Origin of the sequence: Arthrobacter sp., from assembly GCF_031179385.1 — a bacterium.
Lineage (GTDB): Bacteria > Actinomycetota > Actinomycetes > Actinomycetales > Micrococcaceae > Arthrobacter_D.
In genome coordinates this window covers 1-21,814 of the sequence record NZ_JAPSHV010000043.1, presented here as the reverse complement: position 1 = coordinate 21,814, position 21,814 = coordinate 1, and the positions used below count along the sequence as shown (strand labels likewise).

Here is a 21,814-nt window from a genome sequence, read left to right as displayed (position 1 = left end):
CCAGTGAAAGGACAAACGATGACCGAGAACAACGGGTCGTACGATGGACCGCTTCCACCCCGCCCGCAGAATCCCCCCAGCCACAACCCAAATATCCCGCCCACGCAACAGCATCAGGCCCACCCCCTCACGGCGCCGATCGACACAACCGGACAGGAACGCGGGGACTCCTTCGCGGCACATCCACGGCCGCAGGGCACGGCGAATGGATATGGACCCTACGCCACCCCCGGCGGACCCCCGAAGAAGCGCGAGTCCAAGAAGCGGGTGGGAACAGGCACGTTCATTACGGGAATGCTCGTTGCGGGCCTCCTCGGCGGTGGCGTCGCTGTCGGTGCCGACGCGCTGCTGGACTCCGGCGACCCGGCCTCAAACAACGGCGGCTCGCAGGCGCAGTCCGTTGTGGTCAACGACACCGAGAACGTCAACGAAATCACTGGCGCTGCTGCCAAAGCCTCGCCCAGCGTAGTGACTATCTCCGTCAACGGCGGCGGTTCCGGGGGATCCGGGTCGGGCATCATTCTCGACGCGGAGGGCCACATTCTCACCAACACGCACGTGGTGACCCTCGGCGGCCAGGTTGCAGACGCGGCAGTAGAAGTCCGAACCAATGACGGGCGGGTTTTCCCGGCAGAGATCGTCGGAACAGACCCGCTCTCCGACCTTGCAGTGATCAAGATCGACGCTCCGGACCTCCAGCCGGCAACACTGGCGGACTCCTCCGAACTGAACGTGGGAGACGTCGCCATCGCGATCGGCGCACCCCTTGGTCTCAGCGGAACCGTCACGGACGGCATCGTGTCGACCCTCAACAGGACCATCAGCGTGCAGTCCTCGGCGGTTCCGGAAGAACAGGCCGATGCACCCGAGCAGGATCCGGGCGACGGATTCAACTTCCTCCCGCCTGACGGCTCCCAGGCGCCGCAGCAGGGAGGCCAGGGTTCGATCTACCTCAATGTGATTCAAACCGACGCGGCGATCAACCAGGGGAACTCCGGAGGAGCGCTGGTCGATTCACAGGGCCACATCATCGGCGTGAACGTGGCAATCGCGTCGGCCGGAACGGGCGAGAGCGCCGGCAACATCGGCGTCGGATTCTCGATCCCGATCAACTACGCGAAGCGCGTGGCTGAGGAAATTATCGCCAACGGCGAGGCGACCCACGGGTTCCTCGGGGTGAGTGTCGGCGCCGCATCCGGCAGCGGGGAGGGCAGTTCCTTCTCCGTCGGCGCCCAGGTCCAGTCCGTCGAGGCCGGCAGCCCGGCAGAATCCGCCGGTATCAGGGAAGGGGACATCATCACCCGAGTCGGCGACTTGTCGATTGAGGATCCGAAGTCCCTGACCGCAGCGGTACGGATGCTCGCCGAAGGGGAGTCCACCCAGGTGGAACTGAAACGCGGTGAGGAGACCCTGACCCTCGATGTCACGGTCGGACAGGCACCCGCCTAGAGCAAGCGAAAACCACCGAGCAGCAGCCCCCGTTCGAGGGGGCTGCTGCTTCGTCATATAGCTGCGGTAAACGGCATGCCTGTGTGGTTAGCTTGTGTGCGGGCAGCTACTAGCCGGAGGAAAGGCACCAATGGACGAGACACATTCCGCGCTGAATATCGCAGTGTTGGTGAAGCACGTACCGGATGCGCAGTTCGACCGTCACCTCAACGGAGAGCACAACACCACCGATCGCTCGGAAAGCATCCTGTCGGAACTCGATGAGTACGCTCTCGAAGCGGCACTGCAGCTGGTGGAAGCCCTGGGTGGAACGGACCACAAAGTCACGGCCGTCACAATGGGTCCGTCGCAGGCGGTCAATGCCGTGAAGAAGGCCCTGCAAATCGGTGCCCACGAGGGCGTCCATCTCAGTGACGACGCCCTGGCCGGATCGGATGCCTCCGGCACGTCGCGTGCCCTCGCCGCCGTCGTGCGCCATCTTGGCGACGTCGATCTGGTGGTGACCGGCATGGCCTCCACCGACGGGGAGACCTCCCTTGTCCCGGCACAGCTCGCTGAACTGCTCAACCTTCCGCAGGTCACGTTCGCCTCGAAACTGGAACTGCAGCACGACGGCGGCGCCTGGCAGCTCACGGCGCAGCGCGAGAGCGACAATGTGGCCGAGACCGTGGAAAGCAATCTTCCGGCAGTCGTCTCGGTTACGGACCAGATCAATGAGCCGCGGTACCCGAACTTCAAGGGCATCATGGCGGCCAAGAAGAAGCAGATCACCACCCTCGGTCTGGCCGACGTCGGACTGGAGGCTTCGGAGGTCGGGTTCACAGGTGCCTGGACCCGGGTCAATGAGGCGCAGCAGCGCCCGCCGCGCTCGCAAGGCGTCATCATCACCGACGAAGGCGACGCCGGACGCCGGCTGGTTGACTTCCTCGCCGAGCAAAAGCTGCTCTGACCGCAGAGCCTCCCAGCGACACAACTCTTCAAGGAGCCTTTGGTATGGCAAAAGTCCTCGTATACATCGACACGCCCGGTAAGAACCTGCACAAGACCGATCGAGAACTGTTGACCCTTGCGGGAAGCCTCGGCGAGCCGGCGGCCGCGGTGCTCGGTGACCTGACCGACGGCGTTGCAGCGGAGCTTGGCGCTTACGGCGCAGGGACCGTCTACCGTCCTTCATCCGATGGGCTTGGTGAGCTGCTGGTGGCAGGGAAAGCCGCATTCCTCGCCGCAGCGGCCCAGGAATCACAGGCCGACGCCGTGCTCCTCGGCAACACGTTCGAAGCCAAGGAGATCGCAGCACGGACCGGTATCCGTCTGTCCTCGGGCGTCATCACTGATGCAGTAGCGGTGAATGAGGACTTCAGTGCGACGAAATCGGTCTTCGCAGGGTCATACAGCGTGAACTGCGCCGTGACGACCGGACGTCCCATCATCACGGTCAAGGCCAATACCATCGAGGTTGCAAACCCGGAGGGCGGTTCCGCGCCCGAAATACGCACGGTGGACGTGGCAGTGCCGGACGCGGCCGCACGCATTACAGGACGGACCGAAAAGACTGCGAGCGGCAGGCCGTCGTTGGATGAAGCCCGGATCGTGGTGGCCGGCGGCAGGGGAGTGGACGGTAACTTTGGTCCCGTCGAAGACCTCGCGGATGCGTTGGGTGCAGCTGTCGGGGCGTCAAGGGCAGCGACCGACGCCGGGTGGATCGATCATTCGGCTCAAATCGGCCAGACCGGCAAGACGGTCTCCCCGCAGCTCTACATTTCGGCTGGTATCTCGGGTGCTATCCAGCAGAAGGCAGGAATGCAGACCGCGAAGGTGATCGTCGCAGTCAACAAGGATCCGGATGCCCCGGTGTTCGAGATCGCCGACTTCGGCGTTGTGGGAGACCTGGCAACCGTCCTGCCGCAAGCGACCGAAGAAATCAAGAAGCGCCAGAGCTGAAATGGCCAAAGTCCCTGAACAGTCGTTGGACGGCGTGAGCCGTGTTCTCTGTTTCGTAGCGCACCCGGATGACATTGATTTCGGTGCGGCGGGGACGGTCGCACGATGGCGTGCGGGCGGCGTCGTCGTTGAGTACTGCATCATGACCGACGGTGATGCCGGGGGATTTTCCGACGAGCACCGGCCCGACATCGTGGAGTTGCGTCGCGAGGAGCAGCGCGCCGCTGCGCGTCTGGTCGGTGTTGAGAATGTGCATTTTCTTGGTCATCGGGATGGCTATCTGGAGCCTAGCCAAGAGCTCGTTGCGAGCGTTGTTGAACTCATTCGAACGGTGCGTCCGCAGGTAGTCCTCTCCATGCACCCTGAGCGCAACTGGGAGCGAATTCAGAAAAGCCATCCGGATCACCTCGCATGCGGGGAAGCGGTCACGCGCGCGATCTATCCGGCCGTGGAAAATCCGTACGCCTTCCCTGAACTCGCCGCCCGGGGACTCGACGCCTACCGGGTGCCGTGGCTTTGGTTCTTCGGCGGGCCCACCCAACTCGAAAACCACTTCGTCGACGTGACCGACCACGTGGAAGACAAGATGCGGGCTCTGCGGTTCCACGCCAGCCAGCACCCTGACATCGAGCGCATGGACAGCGCAGTCCGGGGGTTTCTCGCCGCCAATGCTCGCCGTGGCGGTCTGCCGGAAGGGCGCAGCGCGGAAGTCTTCCAGGTTGTGCCTATCAACACTGACGAGACGATTGCCGGTTTCTGACTAGGCGTCCCCGAAAGGAATCTGCACGACGATCGGAAGGGTCGGCGTCTCAGATCCGCCTTCCGGCTCCACAGTAATCGCAAGTCCGCTGTAGGTGTTGATGCCTTCGATAGCCAGCTCGGTATGGGCGACGTCCTCGCCGGTCATCGTCCCCAGCGATTCAGGGGAAGCACCGTCAGCAGGGACCCGCCACATCTGGTAGACCTTGCCTTCCGGCGGGGACGGCACACCGTCCAGGGTAACGACGGCTGCATCCCGGGACTCCGAGAACGCCAGTACAGCGGTACCGGTGTCACCGATCTCAACCTCTTCGCGCTGGACGTCGTCCGCCTGCAGAACTTGCTCCTGAACTGATGGTGGCTGCAGGTTCTGCGCCACAGTGACACCGCCGACGGCAACGACCACTGCAGCCGCGGCGGCGAGCAGCCACCTCGCGGCCGGGGACTGGCCCCGGCGCGCGTTGCGGCGTGCGCTCAACTCATCCGTCGCTGAAGCGCCTGCCGGCTCGGCAGCTGACGGTCCGTCAGCCGGAAGATTCGCAACAATGCGTGAGAGCAGGTCGGCGGGGGGTTCTTCCTCATGGGTTGCGAACGACTGCGCCAGTGCCTCACGTGTCGAGCGGACCCGGCGGTGGAAGGTCTCGCGTACCTCGGGAGCGGCGTCTGAGATGTAGTCCTCGAGTGTGGTGCGCTCCTCGTCAGTCACAGCATCCAGGGCGTACATCTCGGCCCACTCGGCGACCAGGCCTTTGGCCAGGTCCTGCCGGAGATCATCTGTAAAGTGCTTGTTCATTTCCTTGTCCTGCATCTCAGTTCACCCCCAAACATGTTTTCAACCGAATCAGTCCGTCCCTGATTCTCGACTTGATCGTGGGCACCGCCACGCCAAGTTTTTCTGCCACTTCGCGATACGTCAGGCCGCCGTAATAAGCGAGCCGAACGGACTCCTGCTGCGTCTTCGTCAGTGTTTCCAGACACTGGACCACAGCTTCGGCCTCCAGGCGCTGCGTCACTGTATCGACGACGTCGTCATGGTCCTTCACCTGCATCGCCGCTCCGTACCGAGCCTCCCGGTCGGTGGAGCTCTGTTCGGAGCGCACTCTGTCCACGGCCCGGCGATGCGCCAGAGTCATGAGCCAAGCCATAGGGCTGCCGGCGTCCGGGTTGAAACGGTCGGCCATGTTCCACACCTGCAGGTAAACCTCCTGCGTTGTGTCCTCACTGAGTTCGGGATCGATGAGCACTCGTCGGGCGAGGCCGTAAACCCTGCGGGAGGTCTGTGCATAGAACTCAGCAAAGGCGCTCTGGTCCTGCAGGGCGACCCGCGCTAGAAGATCAGCGAGGTCAACCGCTCCTGAGGATTCACCGGCAGCCTGGTCGGGGTCCGACCTGGCGGGCGTTATCCGGCTCACACGTGGCGTATCCATAGGTTTCAAGCATAAAGCGCCCCGCCGGGTATCCCGAACAGGTCGAGCGGCCGCGCGGGTCAGTACGTGACCAACCACCGTTCCGCCCATGCTGCACCGCCCGTTTCTGCGCCAGTCTTCACCGGCCTGCTGCCGGTACTACCCCTCATTCGAAACGGCGGGCGAAACGGATGGGTCGGCCTACGCTGGGGGCTAGGAGCGGGTCGCGACGGCGATCAACGAGTCAGCGTTGAGGGTCATGTCCTGTCCCAGGCTTTCGAGGAACCGCGTTCGTACCCGTTCCCTGCCGTCCGGGTCGGACGGCAGCATGAAGCGGTACCCCGTGCCGAGTACCAGCGTCCAGGCCAGTTCGGCGTCGAGCGGTACCTGCAGGGGCGTCTCGTGTACCTCAATCGACTCGAACCCCACTGTGGTGAGGAAAGCATGCAGTTTCTCGGCCGATGCGACCTCTGCCATCTGGCGTGTCGGTTTGGGGACAGCAGCTTCCCGCAACTGCGGCTGTTCCTCGAAGCACACCTCGCGCAGGAGCGATGCGAAGGGTTCGTGGGCGTGTTCCTGCCAGGTGCTCACCGCCAGCTTGCCGCCGCTGCGCAACTGCGACGCGAGGTGGACGGCGCCGGCAGCCATGTCGGGAAGGAAGAAGAGGCCATACCCGCACAGCACTGCATCATAGGGTTCGCCCGAGGTCCAGGTGGAGGCGTCTGCGTTCACGAAGTTGATCGAGCTGAGATCCAGCGCGGCTGCCTTTGCTTCGGCGAGTGCAAGCAGCTCGACAGACAGGTCCACAGCGTCCACCCGTCCTTCGGGACCCACCTCCTGTGCGGCGGGAATGGTACCCGAACCGCTGCCGCAGCACGCGTCCAGAACTCTGTGTCCCAGGTGTAGGTCCGCGGCGGCCACCAGCACGTTTCCCATGGTGTTCCACAGAACGGGTGCCAGGCGCTCAAAATGCTCCGCGCCGTCGTCGAAAAGGTTACCTACGCCGGTCATGAGTGCTCCTTTGCGACGGGTTGCACATCCTGTGCGCCCCCGAACCCCTGCTGGCGCCATGCTTCGTACACCACGATCGATGCCGAGTTGGCCAGATTCAGGGACCGGCGTGAAGGCAGCATGGGGAGGCGCACCCTGGCTGTCACGGCGGGGTGGTTCTTCACCTCGAGGGGAAGCCCGACAGATTCCGGCCCGAACAGCAGGACATCACCTGGCCGGTACTGGATATCTGAGTAAGTGACTGTTCCCTCGGAGGTATAGGCAAAGAGCCTCTCAGGCCGGAGCACGCCGAGCGCTGTATCGAGGTCCGGGTGAACCGTCAGTACGGCGAGGTCGTGGTAGTCCAGCCCGGCCCGTCGGAGCTTCGTGTCATCAAGGTCGAAGCCCAGCGGTTCCACCAGATGGAGCTCAGCTCCGGTGACCGCAGCCAGCCGAATGGCGTTGCCGGTATTGCCGGGAATTTCGGGCGTGTAGAAGAGGATGCGGAACACTGTGCAATCCTAGCGTCCGGCCGCGTCGAGCAGCCTCGCAAGCACCGGCACCTGCACAGTGTTGGGCTGAGGACCCTCGGACAGGAAGCGCCGTAGCTCCCGGAGGAGCGTCCCGGCATTGGCGACGTGCACGGACGCCAGTGCCGAGCGGTCGAGGGAGGGCGGGTAATCGACAATCGGCTCGAACGGATTGTCCAGCCTGCCGTGAAGCACCAACCAGCCGCGCACGTTGCACTCGGGGAACAGGTCCTGCACCTGACGCACCGTCTGGGTGATGCGCACATCGCCGGCCTGCCGCCCGCGGTGCCGCAGCCGGTGTCCGTCCCAGGAGTAGTTCCCCGGCGGCGCCACGAGTGAGTCCACCACGGCGATGCGGTAGCCGGCCAACAGCGCATGCCCTACTTCGACTCCGCCGCCGAACGCCAGCCCGTTGACGAGCCGCGCGGCAGGGAAGCCGGGCAGCAGGCTGCCCTCGACGAGGCGTGCAGTGGCGCGTTCCCCGTCGTATCGCGCCGTCGCCCCGGGGCGAAGGCGGGCAAGGGCGCCCGGTTGACGGGCTGTACCGTGAACCTGCTGCTGCGCGAGGGTGAGCGGGACCGGACCGGCTGTTGCGCCGCCGTCGTACGGGGGCTCATACCGGGGCGGCAGGGCGTGATCCTCGGATGGAGCGGGCCGCGATGGCCGGGAAGAGTTGGATCTCGGCCGGGCATCGGGCAGCGGATCCTCAACTCCGAGTGTGCGGTCGTAGCGCCGGCGGCGTTCGGGATCGGCAAGCATCTCATAGGCCACGGCCACGTCATGGAACAGTTCCGCACTTCCGCCGGCATCAGGATGGGCCGTCCGCGCAGCCCGGCGGTAGGCGTCCTTGATCTCCTTCGCGGTCGCACTCCTGCTCACCCCAAGCACGGCGTAGTACGTGCGTTCGGGGGCTGCCATGGTGGCCTTTCATCCGGAAGGGGATCGGGAACGGTGTTCGCAGGTTCCGCGCTTGACTGTAAACGGTGCGTCCACCTCCGGCAAATGGGCCGATAGCATCGAAAGCATGGCGGGCAAGGATCAGGCACCGAGCAGGTTGGACTGGTACGGGCTGAGCGGCGAGCGGGAGGACTGTGGAAGAGCCCGCTTCGTCGACGCTTCACAGGCGATGGTCATCGCGGAGCCACACGGCAGGGTAGTCCGGTGAGGCTTGTCCTTGCAGTGAACCCGACGGCGGGATCCGGCGCAGGCGCACGCGCAATGCCCGGTACGCTGGCCGGGCTGGAGGCTTCCGGCCACACGCTTCGGGTGGTGGGGCTACAGGGCCTTTCATCTCTGCAGGCCGAGCTTGAGACAGCGCTCGCGGGAGACCCGGACGGACTCATCGCAATCGGCGGAGACGGTCTCGTGCATGTGGCGATCAATGCGCTCGCCGGTACCAGTGTGCCGCTGGGCATCATTCCGGCGGGCACGGGCAATGACATCGCGCGGTCTCTGGGCGTTCCGCTCGGCTCGCCGTCGGCCGCGCTCGCCGTCATTTTGAAGTCGCTGACCGGCGATTCGCGGTTAATTGACCTCGGACGGATTCGCGGCTCCGACCGCCCCGACGTCTGGTTTGCGGCCGCCTGTTCGGCAGGATTGGATGCGGTGGTGAACGCCCGGGCGAACCGCTGGTCCTGGCCGCGGGGGCGGGCGCGGTACGTTCTGGCGCTGTTCCGCGAGCTGCCATTCTTCCGGCCGCCGCAGTATCGGTTGAGCGCCGACGGCCACCGGACCGATCCGCACGCGGTACTTGTCTGCATCGCAAACATGCGCTCCATCGGCGGGGGCATGTTGATCGCACCTGATGCACGCCCGGATGACGGTCAACTGGACCTCCTCGTGATTGACCCGCTGCCGCGCCTGCGTCTTCTTATGCTGTTTCCGCTCCTCTTCTCCGGCGGGCATGTTCGGTTGCGGGCAGTCCACATTCGCCGGGTGTCGTCGGTTGAGCTTGAGGTGCGGGACGTCGAACTGTTTGCCGATGGCGAGCCGGTCGGGGACGGCCCGGTGCAGATCGACGTTGTGCCGCGGGCGCTCAGGGTGCTCGCGCCGTAGGAACAAACCGTATGGGCACGCCTCCCCATGGGTGCCATGCACCGCGCTCGGTAGAGTGGGCAGGGCAATTCGGAAGGTCCAGACGTTAGGGAGTGCGTGGTGCAGACATGGCGCAATAGACCGCTTCCGGCGTGCCTGGTCCTGCTCTGCCTTGCTCCGGTGCTCGCCGGGTGCCGTATAGAAGTGCCGGTGATGCCGGGTGCTGAGACCCCCGCCAGCAGCACGACGGCGCCGGTGCAGCCTGCGCCGGTGGACAACGCAGCGGCGGAGGCTTCCGGTCCGCCCGAACTTCCCCCGCTTCCCCGCGCCGACATCGTGGGCAACGACATGACGTTTGACCGCGGTGGGTACATCGAGCAGGCGGATATGGTCGCGTTCTCCGACGGCATCACCCGCACCCCGGGCTGGACCCAGAAGAAGCTGCTCGTCAACGGGGAGTCCGTCTACGTCAGCGAGTCCGGATGTACTGCGTCGCTGCGATACACACCCGCTCAGGGTCCGCTCCTGGTCGACGGCGACGACCGCGCGTCCACCGAGGCTCTGTTCCGCTTCATGGACCCGAGTATCCTGCCCGAATATCTGGTCATCACGGAATGGCTGTGGGGAGAGTCCGCGGGCGAATCGAAGGCCTCAGTCGAGTTCCTGACGTACATCCAGGAGGCGACGGGGGATACGCCCGCCAGCGCGATTTCGCTGCGGCTCTTTCACGCCACCGGCACGGGGTTGGCGTTCGTCGTGTCTTGCCCGTCGGACGAAAATCTCACAGCCGCCGTCGCAGACATCCGGAACCGAATCTCGGTTGTTCCGCCGGGCTAGGCCCCGCCCGACCTCACCCAGCGACCGAAGAGGGCGGAGTTCGATTCAAGCAGTGAGGCAAGCGTCATCGCTCGCAGTTGCGGGTTGTCAGCGCCGGCCGAAATGCGGGTGCCCTCGCCGCCGGTCAACAGGGGGCTCACGGAAAGGCACAGCTCATTGACGGAGTCCTCGGCGATGAACCCTCCGAAGATGCCCGGTCCGCCTTCGCACAGTATCCGTCCCAACCCGCGGCTATGGAGCCAGTCTGCGCAGGTACGGGAATCGATGCGGTCCTCACCCACGACGACGACGTCGGCCACTTCGGAGAGTGATCGCACCCGCTCCGGGTTCGCAGTCGCTGCTGTGAACAGAACCGGGCGAACCGGAGACCGTTGGAAAAGCTCGCTGTCCCGATCCAGCCCGAGAGTGCCGGAGATGATCGCGAGCGCCGGATGGCCGGACATCCCGTGAGCTACGCGCCACCGGGTGTCCTCTTCGCTGACGAGCGGTCCCGCGTATCCCTCGGCCCGCACCGTCCCTGCTCCCACCAGGATGACGTCGCACAACCTGCGGAGGAGACCAAACAAACGGCGGTCGCCCTCGTTGCCCAGGGGTGCGGAAACGCCTTGGTGTGTTGCGGACCCGTCGAGACTGGCGATGAAGTTGAAACGTACCCATGGGCTGTGGGCCGGGTAAGCGTACAGGGCGAGCAGATCCTCGTCTGTCCGATCGACGGCACCCGCCGGGAGGACCTGGTTGATCATGGCTGGTTGAACTCTCCCATGTTGTGCCGGAGGTAGACCGGCTCACGCCACCCCATCGCTGCTTCGATCAGATTGATGGTGGACCGCGCGGCAGTGACGTTATGCATCCGGAGAATCCTCGCCCCGCCGAGCGCGCACATGACAGCTGCAGCGAGGGAACCCTCATCCCGGGCCTTCTTCGGCCGATCCAGGGTTTCACCGATGAAGTCCTTGTTGGATACAGCCGCAAGGGTCGGGTACCCGAGTCCGGCGATTTCTGAGAACCGCCGTGTGATCTCAAGGGAGTGCATCGTGTTCTTGTTCAGATCGTGGCCGGGATCAACCAGGATCCGGTCCTCACTGATACCCAGGGAAACCGCGAGCTCAACCTGGCGCACGAGGAAGTCGGCTACCTCGGTCACCACGTCGGTGTAGTTCGGCCGGCCAAGAACGGTCCTCGGTTCGGCCAGACTGTGAGTGATCACGACGTGGGCGCCCGTCTGCGAGATCACCGCGGCAAGATCGCGGTTGCGCAGGCCGGTGGTGTCATTGACGACGTTGGCGCCGGCCATGATTGCCTGTTCCGCCACCTCCGGGAGGAACGTGTCCGCTGAGATGACGACGTCGGAGGCTTCCCGCACGGCCTGGATGACAGGAACAATACGGTCAGCTTCCTCGGCGGCCGGTATCGCAGGCCCAGGAGCGAAGGGCGCCCCGCCGATGTCAACCCAGTCCGCGCCGTCGGCGACTGCCTGAAGTGACGCGTCCACCGCAGCCTCCAGCGCAAAGGTGCGTCCGCCGTCGTAAAACGAATCAGGAGTGCGGTTGATGATGGCCATGAGGGCGATCTGGTTGTCGAAATCAAGGACCCGTGATCCGAAGTCATGCCTGGCGTGCAGCAGTTGGGGAATGAACTGGGCGCCTGTGCGCACGGGGAGCTTTTCCACAGCTTATTTCTATCAGGCGTTCCTGACCGTTCCTCCCGGGGGAGACAACTCACAGGCCCGTTCGGCTTTGGCGACACCCAACGATAGAATTGCGGGGTGCCCGTGTACCTTGACCACGCGGCGACCACGCCCCTCTCGGCGCCCGCGCTCGCCGCTCTCACCACCGAACTCAGCCGTAGCGGCAACCCCTCGTCGCTGCACGGCTCGGGCCGCCGTGCCCGCCGGGTGGTCGAGGACTCCCGGGAAACCATTGCGCGGGCCGCCGGCGCGCATCCCTCGGAAGTCATCTTCACCTCCGGCGGAACCGAAGCGGACAACCTCGCCGTCAAGGGTCTCTTCTGGGCCCGCCGCGACGTGGACCCGCGCCGCCTACGGATACTGTGCAGCGCCGTCGAACATCACGCCGTTCAGGACACCGTCGAGTGGCTGGAACGTCACGAAGGCGCCGAAGTTACCTGGTTGCCGGTCACCGACGAGGGGATCGTCCGGATGGACGTGCTCGAGCGGGAGCTCGCCGCCGCCGCCGACGAGATCGCGCTGGTCACCGTCATGTGGGCCAACAACGAGGTGGGCGCGCTCCAGCCCATAGCGGACATTGCCGCTGCCGCTGCCTGCCACGGCATCCCCGTGCACTCCGACGCTGTTCAGGCGTTCGGGTCAGTTCCGGTGTCCTTTGCGGATTCCGGACTTGCCACCATGGCGATCAGCGGGCACAAGATCGGAGGCCCTGTAGGTGTCGGAGCCTTGCTGGTGGGTCGGGCAGTGAAACTGACCCCTGTCCAGCACGGTGGCGGACAGGAGCGCGACATCCGATCGGGCACCCTTGACGCCGCGGGCATCGCCGCCTTCGCAGCAGCAGCCGACGACGTCGTCACCAACCTCTCAGTTGAGTCCGCACGTATTTCCGGTCTGCGCGACCAGCTGATTTCCGGCGTCGAACGCGTTGTTCCGGAAGCTGTCCTGAGGGGCCCGCGCACACAGCGGCTGCCGGGAAACGCCCACTTCACCTTCCCGGGATGCGAGGGAGACTCGCTGCTCTTCCTGCTCGACGTGGCGGGAGTGGAGTCCTCCACAGGGTCTGCCTGCACCGCCGGAGTGCCGCGGCCATCGCACGTCCTCCTGGCCATGGGGCTGACCGAAACCGAGGCGCGTGGTGCCCAGCGTTTCAGCCTCGGGCATACATCGACGCCTGAAGACGTTGACACCTTGGTGGCCGCGTTGCCCGACGCGTACGAGCGTGCGCGGAAGGCGGGGATGTCCGGCCACGCATCATCCATCCAGACAGCAGGAACGGGTTTCAGTTCATGAAGGTACTCGCAGCGATGAGCGGCGGAGTCGATTCGGCCGTCGCGGCTGCCCGCGCCGTTGAGGCGGGGCACGACGTCGTCGGTGTTCATCTAGCGCTATCCCGGATGCCGGGAACCCTACGAACCGGAAGCCGTGGATGCTGCACCATCGAGGACAGCCGGGACGCCTGGCGTGCCTGCGACATCCTCGGCATCCCGTACTACGTCTGGGACTTCTCCGAGCGGTTCAAGGAGGACGTGGTTGACGACTTCATCGCCGAGTACGCCGCCGGTCGTACCCCCAACCCATGCATGCGGTGCAACGAGCGGATCAAGTTCGCTGCGCTGCTGGAAAAAGCGCTAGCCCTCGGGTTCGACGCCGTCTGCACCGGCCACTACGCGAAGGTGATAGAGAATGCCGACGGCAGCCGGGAGCTGCACCGTGCGGCCGACTGGGCAAAGGACCAGTCCTACGTCCTGGGCGTTCTCACGCATGAGCAGCTGAAGCACTCGATGTTCCCGCTCGCGGACACGCCGTCCAAGGCCGAGGTGCGCGCGGAGGCTGAGCGGCGGGGCCTGTCGGTCGCCAACAAGCCCGACAGCCATGACATCTGTTTCATCCCCGACGGCGACACGCGCGGCTGGCTGGAGGAACGCATCGAGCTCACCGAGGGCAACATCGTCGATGTGGACGGCGAAACCATCGGCACCCATCCGGGAGCGAACGCCTTCACCGTCGGGCAGCGTAAGGGCCTGAAACTAGGACGCCCGGCACCGGACGGAAAGCCCCGATTCGTGCTTGAAATCCGACCGAAGGAAAACACGGTAGTCGTCGGTCCGGAGCGCATGCTCGCGGTCGATCAGCTGCGGGGCATCAAGGTCTCCTGGGCGGGTCTGCCCATTCCCGCCGTCGAAAGCGGGGAGGAGTTCGACTGCATGGCCCAGGTGCGCGCCCACGGTGACCCCGTGGACGCCCGCGCGCAGGTAGAGTACGACGACGATGGTCGCCAGAGTCTCGTGGTGCGGTTGATCGAGCCGATGCGCGGTGTCGCTCCCGGACAGACAGTGGTCATCTACCAGGGCACCCGCGTGCTGGGGCAGGCGACGCTGGATTCCGCCCGCTCGCTTGAGCGGCCGGACCTTGCGGCAGCGCGCTGACCCTTCGGCGTCCCGGGACACAATGCGCTGTGCGTCTGCCGGTTCTGCTTAACTGGAACCATGACTGAGAAAACCCGGCGCTTCGACCCCGCGGCGAGTTCAATCGCCGGTGAGGTCGACCCCGCCGTCATGGAAGAACTGCTCTCAGTTCGGGGCAGCATCGACAACATCGACGCGACCCTGGTCTATCTGCTGGCTGAACGGTTCAAGGCAACCCAGCGGGTGGGTCATCTGAAGGCTGAGCACAAGCTTCCTCCAGCTGATCCCGCTCGTGAAGCCGCGCAGATCGCGCGGCTGCGGGCGCTCGCGGAAGAAGCCCACCTTGATCCGGCCTTTGCCGAGAAGTTCCTGAACTTCATCATCTCCGAGGTCATTCGCCATCATCAGGACATCTCACAGAACCACTCCTCGCGCGATGGTGCTTGATCCCGCTGCGGCGTCGCACGCCGTTGTGCCCGACTCCGGCGCGGTGACGGTCACCGCCCTCGGTGACTGGCCGGGCCAGGATCCGGTCGAAGCGCTGCGGATCATCCGCGGTGAGCTGGGCAGCCCGAACCTGCCGTTCCTGCCATCCCTTCCCGAACGCGGTGTAGGCAGTGACGAGGTCGGCAGGACCGCCGGACTGCTGCCGGAACTTCCGGTCGATCTGCAGCCGCATGGCTGGAGACTCGTTGACCGCCCCGGACGGGATATCCGGCGGGCGGTGTCAGCGCTCTCCACAGACTTCAACGTCCTCGCGGATCTCGTGGGGGCCGAGGAGCGTCCCACCCATGAACTCAAGGTGCACTGTCGGGGACCGCTGTCCCTCGCGGCCAACCTGCACCTGCACAGCGGTGAACGAGCCCTGCTGGACCACGGCGCCAGGCGTGACCTCCGCGACGCACTGATCGACGGCGTCGGATCGCTTCTGGCTCGGGCCGCTGCGGCCAGTCCCGGGGCTGCCCTCACTCTCCAGCTGGACGAACCCGAAATTGCGGAAGTCCTGCAAGGTGCCATCCCGACCGCCAGCGGATACCGGACCCTCCGCGCCGTAGGGGAGCAGGAAGTCATCGAAGCCTGGACGCTGCTGGCCGAGGGCGCGCGCGCAGCCGGGGCTGCCGCCGTCGTGCTTTCCCTGAGTGAAGCGGAACAGATAGCGCTGCTTCAGCGCGTGCCCGACGTGGGATTCGCTGTCCCGGTCAGCGGAGTGACCAACCGGGACTGGGAAGCGATAGCCGAACTGGTCGAGGCGGGACGCACCCTGTGGGCGGGTGTACAGGTGCCCGGCCGCAAGCCCCTGCGTGTGCAGGAAACAGCCGATGCGCTTCTGCGGCCGTGGCGGGGACTCGGACTGGCCCTTCAGTCGCTCGGATCAATCCGGCTTGTCCCCTCCGGAAACCTTGCGGAGCGCGGGGCGGATCACAGCCGCCGCGTGCTCTCCCACCTTCACCAGAGCGCCGACGCGCTCAACCAGGCCATCGCCGACGCCTGACGCTCAGGTTCGCGGCTCCCACCGTGCCGGGGCGACGTCAGCGGGCAGGCCGCCGTCGTAAGCAACCAGGTCATAGGTGAACCACCCGGCGTACACCAGGACTGGCCCGAGCTGCCGGTGCAGGACGTTCGTCTTGATGCGGAACCGGTTCTCGGCGCCGTCCCACCACTGCTCCATGTACGCCTGTGCGCCGACCACGTCGGGCAGCCGCAGTCTCAGCCGGCCGGCGAACAGGCGCGTTGCTGACGAGATCATTCGCATATGGCCGTCGGTCGTCACCTCGCAGGTCAGCGCCGTGGCCATGCGGCGATGACGCCCGAGGTAGTCGACCAGGCTGTCCCCGGCCCAGGACGTGGTGTCTTCGAACACTCGGGATACGCTGCTGAACGAGATGTCGCGGCGCGCGGTCAGGGAGGGCCTGCCGTACGGATCGGAATGGGCCCAGTTCCGCACCGTGAACTCGACGTCGTTCTCGTACTCGGGGAAGAAGCTGTTTTCCTTCGCAGCCAACGCGAAAAAGGGCCTCACGAGAGGGGCAGGACTCCCCGCTACCGTAAAGACGCCGCAGCCAAGGCCGAATGCATGGGAGCCCTCGTTCAGGCTGAAGTACTCCTGGAGCTCCGGTTGCAGGCGTCCGAACTCCGCTCCGAGCGCGCGCTGGTACACCGACGGCGTCATACACTTCTCCTTCGGAATTTTCGGTCTATGGGGGTGCAGGCAGGGAAGCGTGCAGGACTCGGGGGGGCTTATGGTTCGCTTCCCAGCATTCACAGGCGCCCGGTCGCTTTGAGACGAATGTAGACATCAGCCAGCTTCGACGGAAGCTCGTGGGGAGGCTCGTCCACTACTTCGGCGCCGAGCTGCCGAAGCCGCTCCTTGATGGCAGCCCGGTCCAGGAGCGCGCGTTCCGCGGCTGCAGCCCGGTAGGTCTCCGCGGCGGTGCCTCGCTGACTGCGCAGCTCATCGAGATGCGGGTCCCGCACAGATCCAACGACGACCACGTGCTGTGCGGTGAGGGATGGAAGCATGGGAAGCAGGCCTTCCTCCACTGCGCCCGAATCGAGTGCGGTTAGGAGTACCACCAGGCTGCGGTGCGCGGAGATGGAGCGCACCTGTGATGGAATCCGCGAAAAGTCGGCTTCAATGAGCTCTGACTCCAGCGGAGCCATCGCCGACACGAGCGAAGCGAGCATATTCCCCTTGGCCGCCGATTCCACCCGTGCACGAGGACGCCGGTCGAAAGCGAGAAAGTCCACACGGTCCCCGCCGCGCTGGGCCAGCACCGACAGGAGGAGAGACGATTCGATTCCCGTGTCCAGACGGGGCTCATCCTCGATCCGTGCTGCCGAGGTGCGGGAGGTGTCGAGCACGATCACCACCCTGCGGTCACGTTCGGGTCGCCAGGTTCGCACCACCGTATCCCGTCGGCGAGCTGACGCGCGCCAGTCAATGGACCGGACGTCATCCCCGCGGACGTAGTCCCGCAGCGAATCGAATTCAGTGCCGGCACCACGGATCTGCACTGCGGCGCGGCCATCGAGTTCACGCAACCGCCTCAACTTCGACGGCAGGAGCCGTTTGGAATGAAACGGCGGCAACACCCGTAGGGTGCCGGGCATCGGAATGGTAACCTGCCGGGCAGCCAATCCGAGAGGGCCGGCACTGCGGATGGTCACGTGGTGAACGGATAGGTCGCCGCGACGACGGGGGACCAACCGGACCTGTAGGTTGCGGCCTTCGCCTGCAGGAATGCTCAGGTGGTGCACCGGATTCTGGGCACCGGCTGAAGGTTGCCACCCCTCACGTATCCAGCCCCGAAACGTCCGCCTGGCGTGATTGCGTACCGTCAGGGTGCTCGTTGTCTCCTCGGTGAGACGGACGGTTTCCGGAAGCTTGCGCTGGAGGCCAATCGCACGGGGAGAAGCGGCGAGCACCAAATCGACGACGCAGCCCGCAACAAGAAGCGCGAGCCACACAGCGATAGACACAGCGCCCGGATAGAGGATCACCGGAATGACGCCGAGAACGGCCAGGAGGACGAGGCGGGCAGTGATACTCATGTTGGGAAGCTCACGACTACCTCGGCACGGGAACGGTTGCCAAGATGTTCCCCAGCACGGAGTCGACGCTCACGCCGTCCATCTGCGCTTCAGGGCGCAGCGCCACCCGGTGCCGGAGGGCGGGTAGAGCCAGGGCCTTGACGTCATCAGGCGTGACGAAGTCGCGGCCGGACAGCCAGGCCCACGCCCGGGAGGTGTTCAGCAAGGCCGTGGCCCCACGGGGTGAGACTCCGAGCTGGAATGAGGGCGCAGTACGGGTGGCCCGCACGAGGTCGACGATGTAGCTCAACACCTCCGGCGCCATGCCCACCCGCTGAACTGCCTGCCTTGCTGCCGCAAGGTCACTCTCACCGGCGACAGCTCGCACGCCTGCAGCATTGAGGTCGCGCGGATCGAATCCCGCGCTGTGCCGTCGAATAACCTCGATCTCATCATCGCGCCCGGGCAACGGAAGGGTCAGCTTCAAGAGGAAGCGGTCCAGTTGGGCCTCGGGAAGCGGGTACGTACCCTCATATTCCACGGGATTCTGGGTCGCCGCCACGATGAAAGGCTCCGGCAGGGGCCGGCTCACGCCGTCTACGGATACCTGCCTCTCCTCCATCGCCTCAAGCAGAGCCGCCTGTGTCTTGGGCGGGGTGCGGTTGATCTCGTCCGCGAGGAGGATGTTGGTGAAGACGGGACCCTCGCGGAACGTGAACTCAGCCGTGCGGGATTCAAAGATCAGGGATCCGGTCACATCACCCGGCATGAGGTCCGGGGTGAACTGGACCCGCTTGGTATCGAGGCTCAGGGCCGCGGAAACACTCCGGACCAACAGGGTCTTTGCCACACCCGGTACGCCCTCCAGCAGGACGTGCCCCTTCGCGAGGAGAGCAATTAATAGGCCGGTAACTGCCGCGTCCTGCCCGACGACGGCTTTGGCCACCTCTTCGCGGACTGCAACGAGGGCTCGGCGTGTTGGGTCCGCCCGGGACGCCTCGCCCGACGACGGCGTCACCTGTGAAGCTCCATTGGCTCCAGGCTGGTACGCCGGGGGAGCTGGCGTGTGCTGGGGGTGCTGATTCATGAACGACGGATCTCCTGTTCGAGTTTTTCCAATTCCTGGCTCCACTGCACCAACTGGGCATCGGAGCGTGGGCTGTAGGAGTTGAGCAGCTGGTCGAGGTCGCCAAACTCCCGGCCGGTCTTCTGTGCAGCAGCGGCAACAACGGTCGCCCTGCTGCTGGAGGGCGGTATGCGCAGGGCTGAGGCCAGGCGATTCAGAGTGGCCGCGCGAAGGGTCTGGACGGCGTGGTCCACCGACCCCGCATCCTGGTAAAGGCGTGCACGTCCGGCGGCGGTTTCAGCAGAGCGCACGACGACGGGCAGCGGCTCCGTGACCAGCGGTCCCAAGCGGCGGCCTCGCCAAAGGATGGCGAGCAGGGCGGTGATCAACAGCCAGATCATCAACGGATTGACGAAGTCCGGCAGCAGGCTCAGCGGATCAACCGGTCCGGAACTTATGGCGAGGTCGTTTTCCGTGGGCTGGTACCAGACGAGGGTGGACGTGCTGCCCAGAACCCGAAGTGCAAGCGCTGCGTTGCCCTGCTCGTCAATGAAACCGTTGCTGATGATGTCGCCGTTACCCAGGACGGCCACCCTTGCGTCTGCGGTAGTCGCGAATACTCCGGCCGGACGTCCGCCTTCGCCCCCGGGAAGCGGAAAGCAGGTCACCGCGCCTCGATAGGACAATCCACCCGGACTCACAGCCGCAGCGGCTCGGGCATCGGGATCAGCGCACGCTGCCTGCAGAGGCTCCTCGACGTCCGCAGGCACAACTCCGGCAGACCTTATTCCGTTTGCGAGCTGCGTCAGCATGCCCAGGCTCGGTTCGATCAGGACGGTGCGGTCGGCAAGGCCCCCGATGTTTCCGAGCTGCCCCGCAGTGAGCCAGGTATTGGGATCGTGCAGGAGCAGCGTGTCGTCCGGCCCCTCCAGCCGGTCGATGGCATCCTCCAGCGATTCCGCACGGACAACCACTACCCCCTCGTCGCGGAGGACCTCCGCCACCGCCCGCGCTCCCTCCGGGGCAGCGTTGTCGGGCGAAAGCGGATCCTGCGCGCCGGAACCCGCGAACACAACACCGATGACGACGACGATCCCAAGGAGAACACCGAGAGCAATCCACCCTCGTGCCCGGGTGAGCCTGTCCAGAACGGTCGAACGCGCGCTACCGCCGTCCCCCATGATCTCGTTGCCGGCCTCCTGTTCGATTTTCTTCGGAGGCAGCTCGTGTGCAGGTGGACCCGACTGGATGACGCTGCTCATACCGGCACCGTCCACTGCTGGCTTACGGCCCGGTGCCGGGGTTGTGAACGGAGCAGCACCTGATCGAGCTCCACTGTTCGCTGGTAATCGCCCTGGGTTGCAGGGCGCGCGCCGTAATGCACCTCGTTGAAGCGGAGCGCCAACCAGTCGAGATCGCCTGATTGAGCATTGAAGAGGTCCTGCAGCTGCCGGGCCACCTCGACAGCGGTGCGTCCGGCCTGCTCGTCGATGATTACCCGCTCCTCGGCAGAGCGGGTAATGGCGCGGAAACGTTCAGTCAGAGCCTCATCCCACTGGCTGTTCCGGGCAGCCGCGTCGGCAGCAGCCCGGTGCGTCTGCGCAGAGCTGCGGGCTGATGCCTGAAAGACCGACGGCTCGGGGCGCCTTCTGGCGTTCAATCGCGGTTTGATCAGGAGAATAGCTACAGCAATAACGACGACGGCGCCCACCGCAAGCAGGATCGTCCCTAATCCGGCGTCAACGCTGCGGATCTGACCGAGGAGCTCGCCCAGCCAGTTGAGGAACGCTGTCCACGCGCGTTCCAACAGGGAAGGTTCAGCTTCCTGGTAGATGCCTTTTGCGAGCTCGTCCTGAAGGAGCCGGCGGGCTTCGTCGTCGTCCGGTTGAAGTGGCACGGTGGACGGAAGGAGCCGTGACTCGGGTCCGGCCTGCATGAAGCTCAAATTTCCGGTCCGCTGCGAGGGGGCGGGGGAGCGGAAGCTCCAGGGCCGCCTGCTGACTGCCCCGGGATGGGGGAGTAAGTGCCCTTTGCCCGGGCCTCGTTCTCGCGCAACAGGACGATGTCGAACCCCTCCCGCCGTATCCGGAGGTCCACGTAGAGCAGGGCTGTGACGCCCGCCTGGAACGCGAAGCCGACTGCGGTGAAGACAGCTGTCACTGCCTGGGCAATCAACAGCACCGGAAGGGACTCGAGCAGCGCCGCTTCCGTCGACGCGGGCGCGGTGGAGAAGGACCCGAATCCGAAAGCGAGGAACGAGACGGGCGCGGCCACAACCTGGGTGATGATCGAAACGATGATGGATGTCAGCACGAGGATGCCAAAGGTCCGCCACCAGTTGCCGGTTGTGAGTGTCCAGGACCGGCGAAGCGCTGCTATGGGGCCGACTCCTTCCAGCATCAGGGCGGCGGGAGCCATGACCCACTTGATGTTGAGCCAGATTGCAGCGGCGACTGCTGCAAGGACACCAATGATCACGATGGCAATAGCAGCGTCTTCGAGTGCCAGCGACAACCCCACCAGGATGAGTACGAGGACGACGACTGAAACCGTCCACAAAAGGAAAAGGATTGCTCCGAGGCCGATCAACGGGAGGATACGGCGGCCGGCGAGCTTCCATAGCTCCGCAAACCCTGTTCGTTCATCGAGTACCGCCCGGGCGATCGGAATAATCAGGACGCCCTGCAGGATGAGGACACCCACCGATGTCAGAAGGATCAGAACGGAACCGACCGAAAGCGCCGAGGCTACCAGCCCGGTCACTTCTGCCGACGATGCCGTGATCGGATCGAAGGTAGCTAGTGATCCTGTCAGGCCGATGGTCAGCAGAACAGTGAGAACAGCGACGATCACCTGGAACAGGATCGCCGTTCCGAAGGTCGAGAGGGGATTGCGGCGGCAGGCCTGGAATGCGCCGTCAAGTATCTCGCCGAGACCCAGCGGGCGCAGGGGAATGATGCCGGGCTTCGGTGGTGCCTGATATCCGTGGAAGTGGCCGGGCGGAGGGACCGGCCATCCGGGCTGTTGGCCCCACTGAGGCTGTTGCTGGTTCTGGCCCCACTGAGGCTGTTGCTGGTTCTGGCCCCACTGAGGCTGTTGCTGGTTCTGGCCCCACTGGGGCTGCCCGGACGGGGACTGCCATGGCCGGTCCTCTGGATTCCCTCCCGGGACGTTCCCGC

At 65.2% G+C, this 21,814-nt stretch carries 24 protein-coding genes; 11 read left to right on the top strand and 13 right to left on the bottom strand.

Translation table 11 applies throughout. The annotated features are described in order from the left end of the window. The 4 genes from RIF85_RS08195 to RIF85_RS08180 form a co-directional block, all read left to right on the top strand. The coding region (locus tag RIF85_RS08195; protein ID WP_309071421.1) for a trypsin-like peptidase domain-containing protein at window positions 1-1,449 on the top strand (1,449 nt) is incomplete at its 5' end. A gap of 130 nt (window positions 1,450-1,579) precedes the next feature. Next, window positions 1,580-2,398 (top strand): electron transfer flavoprotein subunit beta/FixA family protein, encoded by an 819-nt coding sequence (locus RIF85_RS08190; protein WP_309071420.1) that lies wholly within the window; start codon window positions 1,580-1,582, stop codon window positions 2,396-2,398. 44 nt (window positions 2,399-2,442) lie between these two features. After that, the gene (locus tag RIF85_RS08185; RefSeq protein ID WP_309071419.1) at window positions 2,443-3,390 is read left to right on the top strand and encodes an electron transfer flavoprotein subunit alpha/FixB family protein; all 948 of its coding nucleotides are present in this window, start codon (window positions 2,443-2,445) and stop codon (window positions 3,388-3,390) included. A 1-nt stretch (window position 3,391) separates the two neighbouring features. Next, on the top strand, window positions 3,392-4,150 hold the full coding sequence (locus RIF85_RS08180; RefSeq protein ID WP_309071418.1) for a PIG-L deacetylase family protein: 759 nt from the start codon (window positions 3,392-3,394) through the stop codon (window positions 4,148-4,150). Here RIF85_RS08180 and RIF85_RS08175 read toward each other — a convergent pair whose 3' ends face one another. The 5 genes from RIF85_RS08175 to RIF85_RS08155 all read right to left on the bottom strand — a co-directional run bounded on the left by RIF85_RS08175 (window position 4,151) and on the right by RIF85_RS08155 (window position 7,993). Beyond that, window positions 4,151-4,942: an anti-sigma factor gene (locus RIF85_RS08175; protein WP_309071417.1), complete on the bottom strand. Its 792-nt coding sequence runs from the start codon at window positions 4,940-4,942 to the stop codon at window positions 4,151-4,153. 16 nt (window positions 4,943-4,958) lie between these two features. Continuing rightward, window positions 4,959-5,576 (bottom strand): ECF RNA polymerase sigma factor SigK, encoded by a 618-nt coding sequence (gene sigK, locus RIF85_RS08170; RefSeq protein ID WP_309071416.1) that lies wholly within the window; start codon window positions 5,574-5,576, stop codon window positions 4,959-4,961. 192 nt (window positions 5,577-5,768) lie between these two features. Continuing rightward, entirely contained in the window at window positions 5,769-6,566 is a 798-nt protein-coding gene (locus RIF85_RS08165; RefSeq protein ID WP_309071415.1) for a methyltransferase domain-containing protein, read from the bottom strand. Then, window positions 6,563-7,057, bottom strand: coding sequence for a tRNA (cytidine(34)-2'-O)-methyltransferase (locus RIF85_RS08160; RefSeq protein ID WP_309071414.1), 495 nt, complete (start codon window positions 7,055-7,057; stop codon window positions 6,563-6,565). Before RIF85_RS08160 ends, RIF85_RS08165 begins: the two co-directional genes overlap by 4 nt. 9 nt (window positions 7,058-7,066) lie before the next feature. After that, on the bottom strand, window positions 7,067-7,993 hold the full coding sequence (locus RIF85_RS08155) for a J domain-containing protein (RefSeq protein WP_309071413.1): 927 nt from the start codon (window positions 7,991-7,993) through the stop codon (window positions 7,067-7,069). A 106-nt stretch (window positions 7,994-8,099) separates the two neighbouring features. On the opposite strand from RIF85_RS08155, the gene RIF85_RS08150 reads away from it, so the two are divergent. The 3 genes from RIF85_RS08150 to RIF85_RS08140 all read left to right on the top strand — a co-directional run bounded on the left by RIF85_RS08150 (window position 8,100) and on the right by RIF85_RS08140 (window position 9,946). Then, window positions 8,100-8,240, top strand: a complete 141-nt coding sequence (locus RIF85_RS08150; protein WP_309071412.1) for a hypothetical protein — start codon at window positions 8,100-8,102, stop codon at window positions 8,238-8,240. Then, window positions 8,237-9,130, top strand: coding sequence for a diacylglycerol kinase family protein (locus RIF85_RS08145; RefSeq protein ID WP_309071411.1), 894 nt, complete (start codon window positions 8,237-8,239; stop codon window positions 9,128-9,130). Before RIF85_RS08150 ends, RIF85_RS08145 begins: the two co-directional genes overlap by 4 nt. A gap of 96 nt (window positions 9,131-9,226) precedes the next feature. Next, window positions 9,227-9,946, top strand: coding sequence for a hypothetical protein (locus RIF85_RS08140; RefSeq protein WP_309071410.1), 720 nt, complete (start codon window positions 9,227-9,229; stop codon window positions 9,944-9,946). Here the strand turns inward: RIF85_RS08140 and RIF85_RS08135 are convergent. Beyond that, window positions 9,943-10,689 (bottom strand): pyrimidine reductase family protein, encoded by a 747-nt coding sequence (locus tag RIF85_RS08135; RefSeq protein ID WP_309071409.1) that lies wholly within the window; start codon window positions 10,687-10,689, stop codon window positions 9,943-9,945. The genes RIF85_RS08140 and RIF85_RS08135 overlap by 4 nt on opposite strands. Beyond that, entirely contained in the window at window positions 10,686-11,615 is a 930-nt protein-coding gene (gene folP / locus RIF85_RS08130) for a dihydropteroate synthase (protein ID WP_309071408.1), read from the bottom strand. Before folP ends, RIF85_RS08135 begins: the two co-directional genes overlap by 4 nt. A 96-nt stretch (window positions 11,616-11,711) precedes the next feature. Between folP and RIF85_RS08125 the strand changes: the two genes are divergently transcribed. The 4 genes from RIF85_RS08125 to RIF85_RS08110 are packed head-to-tail and all read left to right on the top strand — an operon-like array spanning window position 11,712 to window position 15,530. Further along, a complete protein-coding gene (locus tag RIF85_RS08125) occupies window positions 11,712-12,923 on the top strand; it encodes a cysteine desulfurase family protein (RefSeq protein ID WP_309071407.1) in 1,212 nt (403 codons plus the stop codon). After that, complete coding sequence (gene mnmA, locus RIF85_RS08120; protein WP_309071406.1) at window positions 12,920-14,059, top strand: tRNA 2-thiouridine(34) synthase MnmA; 1,140 nt, start codon at window positions 12,920-12,922, stop codon at window positions 14,057-14,059. Before RIF85_RS08125 ends, mnmA begins: the two co-directional genes overlap by 4 nt. 60 nt (window positions 14,060-14,119) lie before the next feature. After that, window positions 14,120-14,485 (top strand): chorismate mutase, encoded by a 366-nt coding sequence (locus RIF85_RS08115; protein WP_309071405.1) that lies wholly within the window; start codon window positions 14,120-14,122, stop codon window positions 14,483-14,485. Beyond that, the gene (locus RIF85_RS08110) at window positions 14,475-15,530 is read left to right on the top strand and encodes a hypothetical protein (RefSeq protein WP_309071404.1); all 1,056 of its coding nucleotides are present in this window, start codon (window positions 14,475-14,477) and stop codon (window positions 15,528-15,530) included. The genes RIF85_RS08115 and RIF85_RS08110 overlap by 11 nt, the downstream gene beginning before the upstream one ends. Before the next feature lie 3 nt (window positions 15,531-15,533). Here the strand turns inward: RIF85_RS08110 and RIF85_RS08105 are convergent, their stop codons facing one another. The 6 genes from RIF85_RS08105 to RIF85_RS08080 form a co-directional block, all read right to left on the bottom strand. Further along, a complete protein-coding gene (locus RIF85_RS08105) occupies window positions 15,534-16,208 on the bottom strand; it encodes a DUF4166 domain-containing protein (RefSeq protein ID WP_309071403.1) in 675 nt (224 codons plus the stop codon). Window positions 16,209-16,297: 89 nt separating this feature from the next. Next, window positions 16,298-17,590, bottom strand: coding sequence for a DUF58 domain-containing protein (locus RIF85_RS08100; protein ID WP_309071402.1), 1,293 nt, complete (start codon window positions 17,588-17,590; stop codon window positions 16,298-16,300). Window positions 17,591-17,606: 16 nt separating this feature from the next. Continuing rightward, the gene (locus RIF85_RS08095; protein WP_309071401.1) at window positions 17,607-18,656 is read right to left on the bottom strand and encodes a MoxR family ATPase; all 1,050 of its coding nucleotides are present in this window, start codon (window positions 18,654-18,656) and stop codon (window positions 17,607-17,609) included. Further along, window positions 18,653-19,897: a DUF4350 domain-containing protein gene (locus tag RIF85_RS08090; protein WP_309071400.1), complete on the bottom strand. Its 1,245-nt coding sequence runs from the start codon at window positions 19,895-19,897 to the stop codon at window positions 18,653-18,655. The genes RIF85_RS08095 and RIF85_RS08090 overlap by 4 nt, the downstream gene beginning before the upstream one ends. Further along, window positions 19,894-20,571: a DUF4129 domain-containing protein gene (locus tag RIF85_RS08085; protein ID WP_309071399.1), complete on the bottom strand. Its 678-nt coding sequence runs from the start codon at window positions 20,569-20,571 to the stop codon at window positions 19,894-19,896. Before RIF85_RS08085 ends, RIF85_RS08090 begins: the two co-directional genes overlap by 4 nt. A 5-nt stretch (window positions 20,572-20,576) precedes the next feature. Next, window positions 20,577-21,814: hypothetical protein (locus RIF85_RS08080; RefSeq protein ID WP_309071398.1), on the bottom strand; the 1,238-nt coding region annotated here is incomplete at its 5' end.